10 protein-coding genes are annotated in these 15,747 nt (G+C 66.3%); 6 read left to right on the top strand and 4 right to left on the bottom strand.

Annotated elements, in window-relative coordinates; all coding sequences use genetic code 11:
• Positions 1 to 121: 121 nt before the first annotated feature.
• Entirely contained in the window at positions 122 to 3,202 is a 3,081-nt protein-coding gene (locus tag ACQG3P_RS18685) for a TonB-dependent receptor (protein ID WP_426805867.1), read from the bottom strand.
• Between the two features lie 353 nt (positions 3,203 to 3,555).
• Here ACQG3P_RS18685 and ACQG3P_RS18680 point away from each other — a divergent pair, with 353 nt between their 5' ends.
• From ACQG3P_RS18680 to ACQG3P_RS18655, 6 genes are all read left to right on the top strand, one after another.
• Positions 3,556 to 6,018: a GH92 family glycosyl hydrolase gene (locus tag ACQG3P_RS18680; protein ID WP_426805866.1), complete on the top strand. Its 2,463-nt coding sequence runs from the start codon at positions 3,556 to 3,558 to the stop codon at positions 6,016 to 6,018.
• Between the two features lie 72 nt (positions 6,019 to 6,090).
• Positions 6,091 to 7,158: a LacI family DNA-binding transcriptional regulator gene (locus ACQG3P_RS18675; protein WP_093534539.1), complete on the top strand. Its 1,068-nt coding sequence runs from the start codon at positions 6,091 to 6,093 to the stop codon at positions 7,156 to 7,158.
• Between the two features lie 43 nt (positions 7,159 to 7,201).
• The gene (gene fucP / locus ACQG3P_RS18670; RefSeq protein WP_426805865.1) at positions 7,202 to 8,512 is read left to right on the top strand and encodes an L-fucose:H+ symporter permease; all 1,311 of its coding nucleotides are present in this window, start codon (positions 7,202 to 7,204) and stop codon (positions 8,510 to 8,512) included.
• A gap of 7 nt (positions 8,513 to 8,519) precedes the next feature.
• Entirely contained in the window at positions 8,520 to 9,518 is a 999-nt protein-coding gene (locus tag ACQG3P_RS18665; protein ID WP_426805864.1) for a carbohydrate kinase family protein, read from the top strand.
• Positions 9,515 to 10,708 carry an AGE family epimerase/isomerase gene (locus ACQG3P_RS18660; RefSeq protein WP_426805863.1) on the top strand — a complete coding sequence of 398 codons (1,194 nt, stop codon included), beginning with the start codon at positions 9,515 to 9,517 and terminating at the stop codon, positions 10,706 to 10,708. The genes ACQG3P_RS18665 and ACQG3P_RS18660 overlap by 4 nt, the downstream gene beginning before the upstream one ends.
• Before the next feature lie 103 nt (positions 10,709 to 10,811).
• Positions 10,812 to 13,439, top strand: coding sequence for a beta-mannosidase (locus tag ACQG3P_RS18655; RefSeq protein WP_426805862.1), 2,628 nt, complete (start codon positions 10,812 to 10,814; stop codon positions 13,437 to 13,439).
• Between the two features lie 240 nt (positions 13,440 to 13,679).
• Here ACQG3P_RS18655 and mtnC read toward each other — a convergent pair whose 3' ends face one another.
• The 3 genes from mtnC to ACQG3P_RS18640 form a co-directional block, all read right to left on the bottom strand.
• On the bottom strand, positions 13,680 to 14,378 hold the full coding sequence (gene mtnC / locus ACQG3P_RS18650; RefSeq protein WP_249834203.1) for an acireductone synthase: 699 nt from the start codon (positions 14,376 to 14,378) through the stop codon (positions 13,680 to 13,682).
• Between the two features lie 3 nt (positions 14,379 to 14,381).
• Positions 14,382 to 14,939, bottom strand: a complete 558-nt coding sequence (locus tag ACQG3P_RS18645; RefSeq protein ID WP_426805861.1) for a 1,2-dihydroxy-3-keto-5-methylthiopentene dioxygenase — start codon at positions 14,937 to 14,939, stop codon at positions 14,382 to 14,384.
• A 91-nt stretch (positions 14,940 to 15,030) separates the two neighbouring features.
• Positions 15,031 to 15,669, bottom strand: a complete 639-nt coding sequence (locus tag ACQG3P_RS18640; protein ID WP_093534509.1) for a methylthioribulose 1-phosphate dehydratase — start codon at positions 15,667 to 15,669, stop codon at positions 15,031 to 15,033.
• Between the last annotated feature and the right edge of the window lie 78 nt (positions 15,670 to 15,747).

The following is a 15,747-nucleotide window of genomic DNA, read 5'->3' as shown; positions in this document are numbered from 1 at the left end:
TCGCCTGGTAACGCATGAAAATAATCGAAGCCGACGCCCAAAAAAAACGACAACCGCCTATGAAAGCGCGGTTGCCGTGGAGGAGCGTTTCCCCTGCCCGAAGGCAGGGTTGGGTTGACGCTTAGAACTTGTAGGTCGCGCCGAAGTACAGCTGGCGTCCCGAGTACAGGCTGGAGATCAGACGGGCATCGGTATCGTTGCCGAGGTGGACGCGCTGTTCTTCCTTGGTGGCATTCAACACGGAGGCGGTGAAGGTCAGCGCGTCGGTGAAGTTGTAGGCCACGTTCAGATCGAGCTGTGCGTACGGCTCGGTGTACTCGGTCATGCCGCCGTTCAGGCCACCGACCACTTCACCGCGACGGTTGTACGAGGCGCGCGCCAGGAACTTCTCGTTCTCGTAGAACACCGTCACGTTGGCCTGGTTCTTGGCGCTGCCGACCAGCGGCGACGAACCGATGCTTTCACCATCGAGCACGATCGAGGCCAGGTTGGTGTCGTTGTAGGTGTAGTTGGCCTGCACACCGAAGCCCATGTCGAACGTGTACTGACCGTACAGTTCCACGCCCTGCGACACGCCATCGCGGCCGTTGGCCTGGGTCTCGTAATCCTGCACCGTGACCGACTCGCCGCCGACCACCATCTGCACGTCACGCACCACCGGCACGGTGAAGTTGTCGACGTTCTTGCGGAACAGGCCGATACCCGCGACCGCGCCCGGCTTGAAGTACCACTCCAGGCCCACGTCGAACTGGGTGGCCTCGAACGGCTCCAGGTTCTTGTTGCTGCCGTGGCCCTGCCAGCCTTCCTGCGGCGCGCCACCGGCGACGCGACGGTCGTTGACGTACTCGGCGCTGTAGTAGCTCAGTGCGCCAGGAGCGGCAATGCTGGTGTAGCTCGGGCGCGCGATCACCTTCGACGCCGCGCCGCGCAGCACCAGGTTCTCGGTGATGTCCCAGGCGATGTTGAAGCTCGGCAGGAAGTCGGTGTAGGTCTTGTCGGTGCCGATCAGCTCGAACGACTTCTGCCGCGCCAGGCTGTCAGGCAGGCGGACGAAGCCGCTTTCGCAACCGTAGGTCGGGAACGCTGCCGCCGCCGGGTCGGTACACGACATCGGTGCGCCGGACGCGTTGTCGAGGAAGTAGTCGTTGAAGCGTTCGATCGCATCGCTGGACTGTGCGAACTGCTCGGTACGCACCACGCGCAGGCCGACGTTACCGCGCAGGCGGTCGGTACGGAAGTTGGCCTGGAAGTAGCCGGCGTAGACCTTCTCGTTGACGTTGTAGACGAAGTCTTCTTCGGTGCGGTTGTGCGAACCGCCGTAGCGGTCGTTGAGGTAGTTGATGTACGCCGGGTAGTTGATGCCCGGGAACACGTTGGCGTTGAAACCGCCGTTGATGCCGCTGATCGGGTTGGACAGGAAGAAGCCCGGCTGCGCGATACCGGCCGTGTTGTCGCAGCCCGCCTGGTAGCGGTTGTTGTCATAGTCGGCGGGGTCGGTGCCCGGGCAGACCCAGTACGTGTTGCCGGTATTGCGGTGGACCTTGCCATCGCTGTACTTGGCGCCGAACTGGAACGAATCCAGCCAGCCGGTCTCGAACAGCTTGGTGAAGTCGGCCTGGAAGTGGTTCTGCTTGATCTCGGTCTGCATCCAGGACGAATCGGTCGAGCCGGTGTCCACTTCAGCAATGCCGTTCATCAGCTGCTGCTGCAGGTCGGGCGAGAACGTGGCCGACGGCGTGCCGGTCAGGTCCCATGCCGAGTACTGGTTGCCGGTCTGCCACACGCCATCGACACGGCGGCGCGGCTTGGCCGACATGCGGAACTTCATCGACGGGCCACCTTCGGACCAGGTGCGGCCGCCGCTGAAGGACGCCTTCCACAGCGGGCTGATGTCCCAGTCGACGCTCAGGTCGGCGGTCTGCGACAGCGCCTTTTCGCGGCTGTAATCGCCGGTCAGCTGCGGGGTGGGGATGGTGCAATCGTCCGGACCCCAGCCACCCGGCGGCAGGCCGGCGGCGGCAGCTTCGTCTTCACTGCAGTAATAGGTCTTGCCCGGGATTTTCTCGAACTGCGCGCCGGTGACGATGGAGCCGCTGGGATCCATGGTCAGGCCGTTGAGCAGGCGACCGCCGGCCCAGTTGCCGTCCTGGTTGTAGCGGGCCATGTTCCATTCCGGAATCTTGAGCATGTTCTGGGTGTAATCACCCTCCAGCTCGAAGCGGAAGTAGTTCGCCGTCAGCGTTACGTTGTCGGTCGGCTTGAACTGGAAGGTCAGCTGACCGCCCTTGCGCTGGCGCTCTTCTTCCTTGACCGCGAAGTTCACCGAGGTCGGCATGTAGAAGTCGGTGTAGTTGCGGCCGTTCTGGTCGTTGAAGCCGGAGTTGCCCCACCAGTAGTTGACGCCCCCCTGGTTCATGTCATTGCCGAACACGTCGCGCGCGGTGGTGTCGGTGCCATACCACTGGTAGTTTTCCGTGGTGGCTTCCATGGTGCGGCTGGTGCGCTTCTGCTGGGTCACGCCGACCAGCACGCCGAAGCGCTCGTCGTCGCTGTGCCAGGAGTAGAGCGCCGACGCCTGCGGGTCGACGTCACGGCTGTTGTCCGAGGAGGTGCCTTCCAGGGTCACGTAGCCGGAGTTGGACTCCATCTCCAGCGGGCGGCGGGTGTGCAGGATGACCGTGCCGCCGATGCCGCCTTCGTCGATGCGCGCTTCGGGCGACTTGAACAGCTCGGCGCTGGACAGCATGTTCGACGGCAGCAGGGTGTAATTGAACGAACGGCTCGCCTCGTCATTGGTTTCCGAGGTGGCGATGTAATTGCCGTTCAACTGGGTCAGGGTCAGGTCCGGGTCCAGGCCGCGCACGCTGACGCTCTTGCCTTCGCCGCCGTCACGGGTGATCACCACGCCCGGCACGCGCTGCAGCGAATCGGCGACGTTCTTGTCGGGGAACTTGCCCACGTCTTCGGCCGTGATCACTTCGACCACGGCGTTGGCGTCGCGCTTCTGCTGCAGGCTCTTCTCGATCGCGTAGCGGTAGCCGGTCACCTGCACGCTGTCGAGCGTGGTTGCCGAGGGGGTCTCGGACGGGGTGGTGGCCTGCTGGGCGAACGCGGCGGCCGGCACGAAGGCGGCGGCGGCCAATGCGAAGGTGATGGCGGCCGACAACGCGTCGCGGCCGTGTTTGCGGGACATCTGGTTCATTCCACTCTCTCCCTTGGATTGAAGCGTATGGCTGACACGTTGTATCGATCTAAATTCGGAGGCCGAATTGGCGTGGGGTTACAGGTCTCCACGCCCGCCGTGGCCGGTTCTGTGACGGTTTGGAGTTGGATCGATCTAAACCGCTGGCGGCGAATTTTTAACACGGCCGGGCCCGGGACGCATGCTGCTGCGCAATATGGACGGGAGGGGGCAGATGTGCCTATGGCCCCTGGTGGGTGGTTTGTTATGTTGCGCCGCAGAATGCATCCCGCAATTTGTCCATGGTTTACTTAAATCGATCTAAATTCACGTCGTCGTGACTTTGGAGCGATCCAAACCATAGGACCCACTGCATGCGCCGATTGCCGTCCCGCCTTGCCCTTCCGCCCCTGCGCCGCCCGCTGGCGGGCCTGGCCTGCCTGACCGTGCTGGCCTTCACCCCGGTCCTGCACGCCGCCCCGGCCGCGCTCGAGCGGGAGGTCAACACCTTCATCGGCAGCAAGGATGACGGCAATACGTTCCCGGGCGCCTCGGCCCCGTTCGGCCTGATCCAGGTGAGCCCGATCGGCGAACACTATGCCGGCTGGCGCTATGACGATCCCAAGATCCGCGGGTTCGGCCATTCCTTCCTGTCCGGCGCCGGCTGCTGGGAGCAGGGCGGCCAGGTCTCGGTGCTGCCGGTGACCGGCACCATCGGCCCGGGCGGTGATTTCGATACCGACACCGCCAAGAGCTTCGACCACAAGGCCTACGCCTCCGGTTACACCCACGAAGGCGAAGTCGGCCAGGCCGGCTACTACAAGGTGCGCCTGACCAGCTACGGCGGCATCGACGCCGAAGCTACCGCACGCACCCGTGCCGCCGCCGAGCGCTACACCTTCCCGGCCGACGCCGGTACCGGCCACGTGCTGGTCAACGTGGGCCAGGCCAACGAGCGCCATTCGGTGATCGGCAGCGTGATCGACGTGGTCGGCGACCGCGTGGTCGAAGGCAAGCTGGTCACCAAGAGCTTCTGCGGTGGCCACCAGTACACCACCTGGTTCCGCATCGAGTTCGACCGCCCGTTCAAGGCCCACGGCACCTGGGGCGAGGGCGGTGGCCTGCCCGGCGCCCGCCATGGCATGGAAGGCGAGCTCAAGCCCAGCGGCGCGTGGCTGAGCTTCGATCTGTCCAAGGGCCGCGCGGTAACCGCGGTCAGCGCCATTTCGCACGTGGATGCCGACGGCGCACGCGCCAACCTGCGCAGCGATGGCATGCAGGATGGCCGCCTGCTTGGCTTCGAGCGCATGCGCAGCCTGTCGCAGCAGCAGTGGCGCAAGGAACTGTCCACCGTGCGCGTGGACAGCAAGCATGCCGACGACCGCACCGTGCTCTACACCGCGCTGTACCACGCGCTGCTGCAGCCGCTGACCGGCAGCGATGCCGACGGCCGCTACCGTGGCTACGACGACAACATCCACCGCGCCGAGGGCTGGACCTATTACGAGTATTTCTCGCTGTGGGATACCTACCGTGCGCAGAACCAGTGGCTGGCGCTGACCCGCCCGCAGGTGACCAGGGATATCGGCCGCAGCCTGCTGGCGATCAACGAGCAGGGCGGTTGGCTGCCGCGCTGGGGCTATGCGAACTTCGAAACGAACATCATGACCGGCGACCCGGTCACCCCCTTCATGGTCGACCTGTGGCGCTTCGGCGCGCTTGCCGGGCGCGAAGGCGAGGCCTACACCGCACTGCGCCGCAATGCCTTCGAACTGCCGCCGATGAACTCGCGGCATGCCGGCCGCTCGGGTAACCCGGGCTATGTAGAGAATGGCTACGTCGCCTACGACCGCGCCTTCCCGTCCAAGGGCATGGATGTCGATCCGCACCACGGCGGCTCGGCCACCCTGGAATACGCCCTGGCCGACTGCGCGCTGGCGCAGATGGCCGATGGCCTGGGCCATGCCGACGATGCCGGCGTGCTGCGCCAGCGCGGCCGCAACTGGCAGAAGGTGTGGGACCCGAGCGTGCGTGACGAGGAAACCGGCATGAGCGGCTTCCCGCGCCCGCGCATGGACGATGGCAAGTGGTACCTGCCGGCCGACGGGCATTACAGCCCGCGCTCGCACCATGGGTTCCATGAAGGCACCGCGTGGCAGTACCAGTGGCTGGCCCAGCAGGACATCCCCGGCCTGGTCCAGGCCATGCACGGCCGCGAGAACGCCGGCAAGCGCCTGGATGCGTTCTTCGCCTACGACGCGCTGCTGCAGTCGCCGCTGCAGGCCGCCCGCAAGGAATGGGTGGTGGGCCCGTACAGCTACTACAACCAGTACCGCTACAACCCCAACAACGAACCGGACCTGCATGCGCCGTGGATGTACACGCTGATCGGCCAGCCGTGGAAGACCGCCACGGTGGTGCGCGCCGCGCAGCAGCTGTTCACCAACGCCCCCAATGGCGTCACCGGCAACGATGACCTGGGCACCATGTCGGCGTGGTACCTGTTCAGCGCGCTGGGCCTGTACCCGGCGGTGCCGGGCAGCGGCGAGTTCCTGCTGCATACCCCGCGCTTTGCCAAGGTCGAGGTCGACCTCGGCCAGGGCCGCACGTTGCGCCTGCAGGCCCCCGGTGCCGACGGCCGCAAGCTGCAGTACGTGCAGGGCGTGCAGGTCGATGGCCAGGCGCATGCCCCGGTGTGGCTGGACTGGAACCGCCTGCAGCAGGGCGGCACCATCGCCTACACCCTGGGCGACACCGCACCGGAAACCGGCTGGGGTACCCAGGTCGATGCCCTGCCGGAGTCGTACTGCGCCACCCCGGGGGCCGCGCTGGAATGAGCCCGCCGGCCGCGATCCGTTGACCGATGTGATCGTTTAGGCTTGCAGGACCATGAGGACGCCGACGCCACGATGAAAAAGGACACTTCCGCTGCCAAGGGAACCCGCGCCAGCACGCCCCGTGCCGGTGCCGCACGTGCGGTCACCGTGACCGACATCGCCGATGCCATCGGCGTGTCGCGTGCCACGGTGTCGCTGGTGCTGCGGGGCAGCCCGCTGGTCAATGTCGACACCCGCGCGCGGGTGGAAGCCGAACTGCGCCGGCAGCGTTATGTGTACAACCGGGGCGCAGCCAACCTGCGCCGGCGGACCTCGACCAGCGTGGCACTGGTCATCAACGACCTGTCCAACCCGTTCTTCGCCGAATTCGCTTCCGGTGTAGACGAGGCGCTTGGCGCGAAGGGCTACGTGACCCTGCTGGGCAGCACCGGTGAATCGCCGGTGCGGCAGCAGGCGGTGTTGACCACGCTGATGGAACACACCCCGGCCGGCCTGATCCTGTCGCCGGCCGAAGGCAGCGATGCCACCGAAGTGCGCCAGGCCGTGGGCTATGCCAACGTGCTGCTGTTCAACCGCGAGCTCAAGGGCGGCGACTGGGATTTCCTCACCCTGGACAACCAGCAGGGCGCTTACCTGGCCACCCGCCACCTGATCGAGCAGGGCCATCGCCGCATCGCCTTCTTCGGCGGCCATGCCGAGTCCAGCTCCTGCCACCAGCGCCGTACTGGCTACGCGCAGGCCCTGGCAGAGGCGGGGTTGTCGGTGAAGCCGGACTGGCTGATTGAATCAGCGCCGAACCGGTTGGAAGCCGCAGCGCGTTCGGGCGAGTTGTTCGCCGGCGACGTGCCTACCGCGGCGGTCTGCTACAACGACACGGTAGCCTTGGGCCTGATGCTGGGCCTGGCGTCGCGCGGCGTGCAGCCGGGCCGCGATTTCGCGGTGACCGGGTTCGATGACATCTCCGAAGCAGCGGTGGCGTTGCCGCCGCTGACCACCCTTACCGTCAATCCGCGCGAGCGCGGCCGCCAGGCGGCCGAACTGCTCCTGCAGCGGCTGGACGATCCCACCGCCGCACCGCGCCATACCGTGGCACCGGTGCAGCTCCGTATCCGTGACAGCAGCGGTCCCGCCGTCGGCTGATCCCGTTCCCTTTCACCTACCCGCACACTGAGGCGCGTTACGCATGCCCATTTCTCCAACGCATCGCCTGCCCACATCGTCATCCACCGCGCCCGTGGTCAACACGCGCATGGCGCTGGCGGTGGCCACCACGATCTTCTTCATGTGGGGGTTCCTGACCTGCCTCAACGACATCCTGATTCCGCACCTGAAGGCGGTGTTCGAACTGAACTACGCCAAGGCGATGCTGGTGCAGTTCACCTTCTTCGGCGCGTACTTCCTGATGTCGCTGCCGGCCGGCCGGCTGGTGGCGCACCTGGGCTACAAGAAGGGCATCGTGGCCGGCCTGGCCATCGCCGCCGTTGGCGCGCTCGGCTTCTGGCCGGCCGCCGAACTGCGTGTATATGAAGCCTTCCTTGGTGCGCTGTTCGTGCTGGCCACCGGCATCACCGTGCTGCAGGTGGCGGCCAATCCGTACGTGGCGCTGCTCGGCCCGGAACAGACCGCCTCGAGCCGCCTGACCCTGGCGCAGGCGTTGAACTCGCTGGGTACGGCGATCGCGCCGATCTTCGGCGGCCTGCTGATCCTCGGCAACACGGTCAAGAGTGCCGATGAACTGGCCGCACTCGGCGCGGCCGAACAGCTGGCCTACCGCACCCAGGAAGCACAGTCGGTGCAGGGCCCGTACGTGGGCCTGGCGATCGCGCTGGCGCTGCTGGCGGTGTTCGTCTACCTGTTCCGCCTGCCGGCGTTGAATGAAACCACCGAACAGGCCGACCCGGTCAAGCACACCCTGATGGATGCGCTGCGCCACCGCCACGTGACCTTCGGGGTGCTGGGCATCTTCTTCTACGTCGGTGCGGAAGTCTCGATCGGCAGCTTCCTGGTCAATTACCTGTCGATGCCGAACATCGGCGGCCTGACCGAACAGCAGGCCACCGGATACGTGTCGGCCTACTGGACGATGGCGATGATCGGCCGCTTCGCCGGCTCGGCGATCATGACCCGCTTCTCCCCGCGCCTCCTGCTTACCCTGTTTGCCGCGGCCAACGCGGTGCTGCTGGCAGTGACCATGGCCACCGAAGGGCAGGTGGCGATGTACTCGGTGGTGGCCATCGGCCTGTTCAACTCGATCATGTTCCCGACCATCTTCGCGCTCAGCATCGAGCGGCTGGGCGCGCTGACCAACAAGGCCTCCAGCCTGCTGATCATGGCCATCGTCGGTGGCGCGATCATCCCGTTCCTGCAGGGCCTGCTGGCCGACCGCATCGGCCTGCACCTGTCTTTCATCCTGCCGTTGCTGTGCTACGGCTACATCCTCTTCTACGGCGTGTGGGGCTCGCGCCCGCGCGCCGGTTTCAGCCAGGGGGGCTGAGCGCGTCATGACCAAGATTGTTTGTTTCGGCGAAATTTTGATCGATCTACTTGCGCAGCCGCCGGCCACGCCGGACACGCCGCGCGCGTTCCTGCAGTACGCCGGCGGTGCCCCTGCCAACGTTGCCGTGGCCGCCGCGCGGCTCGGGGCGGACACCCATTTCGCCGGTATGCTCGGCCAGGACATGTTCGGCGACTTCCTTGCCGAGAGCCTGGCCGGTGCCGGGGTCGCCACCGACTGCATCGTGCGCACCGACGCGGCCAAGACCGCGCTGGCGTTCGTGGCGTTGGACGCGCACGGCGAGCGTAGTTTCAGCTTCTACCGGCCGCCGGCCGCGGACCTGCTTTTCCGCGCCGAGCACTTCAGCCCGGCCTGTTTCGACGGCACCCGCAGCTTCCACGTGTGCTCCAACAGCCTGACCGAAGCGGCGATCGCCCAGGCCACGCTCGACGGCATGCAGCGCGCACGTGCGGCCGGCGCGATGGTCAGCCTGGACCTCAATCTGCGCCCGGCGCTGTGGCCGGCCGATGTCGATCCGACCGCGCAGCTGTGGGAAGCGCTGGTGCTGGCCGACCTGGTCAAGCTCTCGCGCGAGGAACTTGACTACCTGGCCGCGCCGCTGGGCGCCGACGGCAATGCCCTGGTCATCCAGCGCCTGCTGGCGGCCCATGCGCAGGCCGTGGTGGTCACCGATGGCGCCGCGCCGATGCGTTGGCACACCCGCCATGGCAGCGGCGTGGTCACCGGCTTCCAGGTGCCTGCCGTGGACACCACCGCCGCAGGCGATGCGTTCGTGGGCGGGCTGCTGTTCGCGCTCGGTGAGCGCGGTGCCGATGGCGATGCGTTCGTCGACTTCTGCCGCGATGCGGCCGGGCTGCAGGACGCCATCCGTTTCGGTGCCGCCGTTGGCGCGCTGGCCGTGACCCGCAAGGGCGCGTTCGCCGCGATGCCCAGCCTGGCCGATGTCCAGACACTGCTGCAGCAACAACAGGAAACCGCCGCATGACCACCGCCATTCCCGCCCAGCCTGATTTCCGTTCGCCGGAATTCCTGCGCGCGCACATCGCGCAGAGCATGGCGTTCTACCAGCCGCACGAGATCGACCCCAACGGCGGCTTCTTCCACTACTACCTGGACGATGGCACGGTCTACGACGCCAGCCACCGCCACCTGGTGAGCAGCACCCGCTTCGTGTTCAACCACGCCATGGCCTACCGCGAATTCGGCAAGGCGGACGACCTGAAGGCGGTGGAACACGGCATCCGCTACCTGCGTGAGGTGCACCGCAACCCCGTCACCGGCGGCTACGCCTGGACCCTGCGCGACGGCGTGGTCGAAGATGCCACCAACCACTGCTACGGCGTGGCCTTCGTGCTGCTGGCCTACAGCTGCGCGCTGAAGGCCGGCATCGACGAAGCCCGTGCGTGGATGGATGAAACCTGGGCGTTGCTGGAAACGCGCTTCTGGGAGCCCGAATTCGGCCTCTACAAGGACGAAGCGGACGCCGAGTGGAACTTCAGCGACTACCGCGGCCAGAACGCCAACATGCACATGTGCGAGGCGATGCTGGCTGCGTTTGAGGCCAGTGGCGAAGCCCGCTACCGCGATCGTGCGCTGCTGCTGGCCGACCACATGACCCGCCGCCAGGCCGCGCAGGGCGAGGGGCTGGTCTGGGAGCACTACGACCGCAACTGGCAGATCGACTGGAACTACAACCTCGACAACCCCAAGCACCTGTTCCGCCCGTGGGGCTTCCAGCCCGGCCACCAGACCGAGTGGGCCAAGCTGCTGCTGATCCTCGACCGCCATGTGCAGGCCGACTGGCTGGTGCCGACCGCGCGCCACCTGTTCGATGTTGCCGTCGAGCGCAGCTGGGACGAAGCGCGCGGCGGCCTGTACTACGGGTTCGCACCGGACGGCAGCGTGTGCGACGACGACAAGTACTTCTGGGTGCAGGCCGAATCGCTGGCGACCGCCGCGCTGCTGGCCGCGCGTACCGGTGACGCGGTCTACTGGGACTGGTACGACAAGCTCTGGGCGTACGCCTGGCAGCACATGATCGACCACCAGTACGGCGCCTGGTATCGCATCCTGGATGCGGACAACCGCAAATACAGCAACGAAAAGAGCCCGGCGGGCAAGACCGACTACCACACCATGGGCGCGTGCTACGAAGTGCTCAACGTGGTGCGCTGAACGCAATGAAGGGCGCCGGGCGTGGCCCGGCGCAACTGCATGACCGGGGGAGCGCCCGGTCCAACGGCACGGCCGGGCACCGCCCGGCGCTACGGGGTGGGGCATGAAGGTGTGGGTATGGGGCGTTGGACTGGTTCTTCTGCTTGCGCTGCACGCGCTTCCTGCTGCGGCAGCGCCGCTGCAGGCGCAGTGGTCGTTCCGGCTGCTGCCGGGCAACGCGCAGGGGAAGGCGCATCCGGAGGCGGCGCAGTGGCGGCCGGCGTCGGTCCCCGGCGCGGTGCACACCGACCTGCTGGCGGCCAGGCGCATTCCCGATCCGTACGCCGGTGCACCCGAGGCCGGCCTGCAGTGGATCGGCCTGGCCGACTGGGAGTACCAGGCCCGCTTCGACGTTGACGCCGCCACCCTGGCGTGCGCCCACGCTGAACTGGTGTTCGAGGGTCTGGATACGTTTGCCGAGGTCAGCCTCAACGACCAGCCCCTGCTGCGGGCCGACAACAGCCACCGCACCTGGCGCGCGCCGGTGCAGGGGCGGCTGCGAGCCAGTGGCAACGTCCTGCGCGTCGTGTTCCGTTCGCCGATCAGCACCCTGCTGCCCAGCGTGCAGGCGATGCCGCACAAGATCGCCGGCAACTACCCGTCGCCGTATGGGGATGAACCGCGTGAGGCCATGGTCGGCAATTTCGTGCGCAAGCCGGGTTACCACTTCGGGTGGGACTGGGGCCCGCGTTACGTGACGGCCGGCATCTGGCGTCCGGTGCGGCTGGAAAGCTGGAACGCGCAGAGGATCACCGACGTGGCCGTGCAGACGCTGGCGCTGGATGCGCGCCGCGCGGATCTGACGGTGGCGGTGGAGGTGGACAGCGCGGCACCGCGCAACCTGCCGCTCAGTGTGTCGCTGCTTGATCCGGATGGGCAGGTGGCGGCGACGGTGAAGCAGACGGCGTCGCTGCGTGCAGGCCAGCAGGTGCTGTCGGTGCCGGTGACGCTGGACCGGCCGCGGCGCTGGTGGCCGGCAGGCCATGGCGAACAGGCGCGCTACACCGTGCGCGTGGTTGCCGACGCGGGAACCGCCGATGAGGCCGAATACCGCATGCGCACCGGGCTGCGCACAGTGGAGCTGCGCCGCGAGGACGATGCCAAGGGCGGGCAGGGCTTCGCCTTCGTCATCAACGGCGTGCCGATCTTCGCCAAGGGCGCCAATGTCATTCCGTTCGACATGTTCCCCGCGCGGGTCGATCCGGCACGGATCCGCCGCGAGCTGACCGCCGCGCGCGATGCGAACATGAACATGCTGCGCAACTGGGGCGGCGGCTATTACGAAGACGACGCGTTCTTCGACATCGCCGACGAGCTGGGCCTGCTGGTCTGGCAGGACTTCATGTTCGGCGGCGGCATGCAGCCGGGTTACGATCCGGCGTTCCGCGCCAACGTGGTGGCCGAAGCGCGCGACAACGTGCGTCGGCTGCGCGCGCATCCCAGCGTGGTGCTGTGGTGTGGCAACAACGAAGAAGAAACCGCGTGGAAGGACTGGGGACATGGCCGCGACCTGAAGGCGGCCGATCCGGCGTTTGCCGAACGTGTCTGGCAGGGCTACGTCGACCTGTTCGGCAACGACCTGCGCAGGGTGGTGGCGGAGGACGGGCTGGGCGTGCCGTACTGGTCCAGTTCGCCCAGCAACGACCTGGACACCGTGGCCAACGACTCGACCCGTGGTGACAAACACTACTGGCAGGTGTGGGGCAACCCGGCGCTGCCGGTGCAGGCCTACCTGCGCGAAACACCGCGCTTCATGTCCGAATACGGGCTGCAGGCGTGGCCGGTGCTGCGCACGCTGGACGGCATCATTCCCGCGGGCGAACGGAAGGTCGACAGCGCTACCGTAAAGGCCCACCAGAAATTCATGGCAGGCGAGGGCAACCAGCGCCTGCTCCAGTACGTCGAGCGGGAATTCGGCACGCCGCGCGACTTCGCTGATTTCGTTTACCTGAGCCAGGTGATGCAGGCCGAAGGCATTGAACTGGCCGCGTTGCATCATCGCGCCTCTCGCCCGTACACGATGGGTTCGCTGTACTGGCAGCTCAATGACGTGTGGCCGGGGGCGTCCTGGTCCAGCATCGATTACGCCGGGCGCTGGAAGGCCCTGCATTTCCATGCGAAGCGGTTCTTCGCCGACCATGCCGTGGCGGCATTGCGTGACGAAGGCGTCACCCGCGTCAGCCTGCTCAATGACCTGCAGCAGCCGCTGGAAGCGCAGTGGCGGTTGCGGGTGATGGATGTGGATGGTCGCCAGGTTTCGCAACAACAGCATGCGGTGACGGTGCCGGCACTGTCGGCGCTGGACGTCGGGCGTTTCACCGATGCGCAGCTGCTGGGTAAGGCGGCTCCCGCGCGAACCGTCGCGGTGGTGGAACTGCTGGAGGGCAAGCGTGTGCTGTCGCGCCAGGTGGTCTACTTCGCGGCCGCCAAGGACATGCAGCTGCCGAAGGTACAGATCGACAGCCGCTGGACCCAGGACGGCGATGCCATCGTGCTGGAGCTGCGCGCGGCGCAGCTGGCGCGCGGCGTGTGGGTGGATTTCGACGGAATGGACGCCACCCTGGACGACAACGCCATCGACCTGGTGCCGGGCGAGCCGGTGCGGATCAAGGTGAAGGCCGATGCCGAACTCGAAACGCTGCGCAACGCGCTGCGGATCCGCTCAGTAGCCGACGCGATGGCGGTTCAGTGACCATCCGGCATCGTGCGGGATGGGCGGCGTGATGGATTTGGGGCTGCGGATCGGTAGGGTCGGTTCCCAAACGACTGCACGTAACGATGATCGGCGCTGGGACGCATGACCTCAAACGGAGAGACGTTTTCGCCGGAGGTCATGCGTTAAAGAAGTCACGACCGCTATCGGCAGTCGTTTGGGAACCGACCCTACCGAAATCGTTCGTGCGATATTCCGATACTGATCGCGTGGCCTGGATTACAGCGTGATCTGCTGGAAATTTTCCACGCGGTCGTGGCCGTGCGTCGCTTCGCCGGTACGCGGCAGCGGGTAATCGTCCAGGCGGTCCAGCAGCCGGGTCTGCAGGCCGGCTTCACGGGCTGCATCCAGCTCTTCGACCACGTCCGACAGGAACACGATCTGCCCGGCCGGCACGCCGATGGCCTTGACGATGTTGCGGTAGCTTTCCGCCTCGCGCTTGCCGCCGATCTCGGTATCGAACCAGCCCGACACCAGCCCGGTCAGGTCGCCGGCCTCGCTGAAGCCGAAGAACTGCTTCTGCGCCGGCACCGAACCGGAGGAGTACACGTACAGCGGCTTGCCCTCGGCATGCCAACCGCTCAGCACTGCCGCCACTTCCGGATAGAAGTGCGCCTTGTACTCGCCGTTGCGGTAGCCATCTTCCCAGATCATGCCCTGCAGCGCCTTCAGCGCCGTGTGCTTGCGATCCTGGTCGATCCAGCCCTGCAGGGTTTCCACGATGAGGCTGTCCTGGCAGGCACCGCCGATCTCCACCGCCACCGCATCCAGCCAGCGACGCACCTCCGGCTGCTGGCCATGCGCGGCGACAAACGCCGGCAACGCCTTGCGCGCATACGGAAACAGCACGTTCTTCACGAACGAAATGCTGCTGGTGGTGCCTTCGATGTCGGTGAGGATGACAGTGGGGTGGGGCATGGATCAGGACGCCTTGGTCGGAACGTAACGGGGGAATTTCTGGGCGATGTCCGTGCCGGTGAAGTGCCCGACCCAGCCATCCGGCTCTGTGAAGAAGCGGATAGCCACGAAGCTGGGCTCATCGCCCATGTCGAACCAGTGCGTAGTGCCATCGGGCACCGCGATCAGGTCGTTCTTCACGCACTCGATCTCATAGACCTTGTCGTCCACGTGCAGCGTGAACAGCCCCGAGCCGGCCACGAAGAAGCGGACCTCATCTTCCTTGTGGAAGTGCTCGTCCAGGAACTTCTTCCGCAGCTCGGCGCGGTTGGGGTTGTCCGGCGCGATCGAGGCCACGTCCACGCTCTTGAAGCCGTGCTGGGCCACCAGCCGGTCGATGTCGGCGCGGTAGGCGGCGAACACCTCGTCCTGGCTCGCGCCCGGTAAAACCTCATGGGCCGCCTGCCAGCGTTCGAAAGTCACCCCGATCTTCTCCAGCTCGGCGGCAATCAGCTCGCCGTCCTGGGTATCCAGCACCGGGGATTGGGGTTCATCGTGATCGTAAATGCGCAGTCGGCTCATGGCGGCAGCTTGAACGGCGAGGGGGACCTCAAAGAGTATCAGCGGCCGGCCCTGAATGGGGGCGCGACCTGATGACGCTGGAGCATGTAGCTCAGGGTCCGCGCAGCTTGCGCAGCTCCAGCTCGCAATGCAGCAGGAACTCGAACGCCTCCATGTGCCGACGCGCCTCGGCCATGTCCCGGCCCCACGCGTACAGGCCATGCCCGTCGATCAGGTAGCCCCACATGCAGCCTTCGTCCAGCTTCTGCTCGACCTTGGCGGCCAGCTCGTCCATGTCCTGGGTGTTGGCGAACACCGGCACGTCCACGGCGGTTTCATGGGTGCTGTTGCCGTGGAAGGCCTTCAGCAGCTCATACCCCTCCAATCGGATATGCCCATTGGCCGCATACAGCCGCGAGGCAATGGTCTGCACCGGCGAATGGGTATGCAGCACGCAGCCAATCTCCGGGAACCGGCGATACAGCTGCGTATGCAGCAGCGTCTCGGCAGACGGACGCAGCGGCCGGCCGACGGCCTTGCCGTCGAAGTCCACCACCATGATGTCGTCCTCGATCAGGCGGCCCTTGTCCTTGCCGGACACCGTGATCGCCGCATGCTGGTCATCCAGACGGTGCGAGAAATTGCTGCTGGTCGCCGGCGTCCACCCGGCCTGGGCCAGTTCGCGGATGTTGTCGATCAGCACCTGGGCCAGTTCGCTCAGACGAGCCGTGTCGTAAGGGGTGTCGTTCATGGCGGGCATTTTAACGGCGTCTGGCGTTAAAAGCAGGTTCCCGGGCCGGTCCGGACGTCACGACCAACGGTCGTGACA

It is taken from the genome of Stenotrophomonas sp. SrG, assembly GCF_050031795.1.
In the GTDB taxonomy this organism is placed as follows: Bacteria; Pseudomonadota; Gammaproteobacteria; order Xanthomonadales; family Xanthomonadaceae; genus Stenotrophomonas; species Stenotrophomonas rhizophila_A.
The sequence above is the reverse complement of the archived record's forward strand: the minus strand, read 5'-3'. Positions and strand labels throughout refer to the sequence as shown.

What these genes read in the sequence shown, in the direction of transcription:
- ACQG3P_RS18685 (WP_426805867.1), bottom strand. Translation starts at nt 3,202, where the DNA reads ATGAACCAGATGTCCCGCAAACACGGCCGCGACGCGTTGTCGGCCGCC.
- ACQG3P_RS18680 (WP_426805866.1), top strand. Translation starts at nt 3,556, where the DNA reads ATGCGCCGATTGCCGTCCCGCCTTGCCCTTCCGCCCCTGCGCCGCCCG.
- ACQG3P_RS18675 (WP_093534539.1), top strand. Translation starts at nt 6,091, where the DNA reads ATGAAAAAGGACACTTCCGCTGCCAAGGGAACCCGCGCCAGCACGCCC.
- fucP (WP_426805865.1), top strand. Translation starts at nt 7,202, where the DNA reads ATGCCCATTTCTCCAACGCATCGCCTGCCCACATCGTCATCCACCGCG.
- ACQG3P_RS18665 (WP_426805864.1), top strand. Translation starts at nt 8,520, where the DNA reads ATGACCAAGATTGTTTGTTTCGGCGAAATTTTGATCGATCTACTTGCG.
- ACQG3P_RS18660 (WP_426805863.1), top strand. Translation starts at nt 9,515, where the DNA reads ATGACCACCGCCATTCCCGCCCAGCCTGATTTCCGTTCGCCGGAATTC.
- ACQG3P_RS18655 (WP_426805862.1), top strand. Translation starts at nt 10,812, where the DNA reads ATGAAGGTGTGGGTATGGGGCGTTGGACTGGTTCTTCTGCTTGCGCTG.
- mtnC (WP_249834203.1), bottom strand. Translation starts at nt 14,378, where the DNA reads ATGCCCCACCCCACTGTCATCCTCACCGACATCGAAGGCACCACCAGC.
- ACQG3P_RS18645 (WP_426805861.1), bottom strand. Translation starts at nt 14,939, where the DNA reads ATGAGCCGACTGCGCATTTACGATCACGATGAACCCCAATCCCCGGTG.
- ACQG3P_RS18640 (WP_093534509.1), bottom strand. Translation starts at nt 15,669, where the DNA reads ATGAACGACACCCCTTACGACACGGCTCGTCTGAGCGAACTGGCCCAG.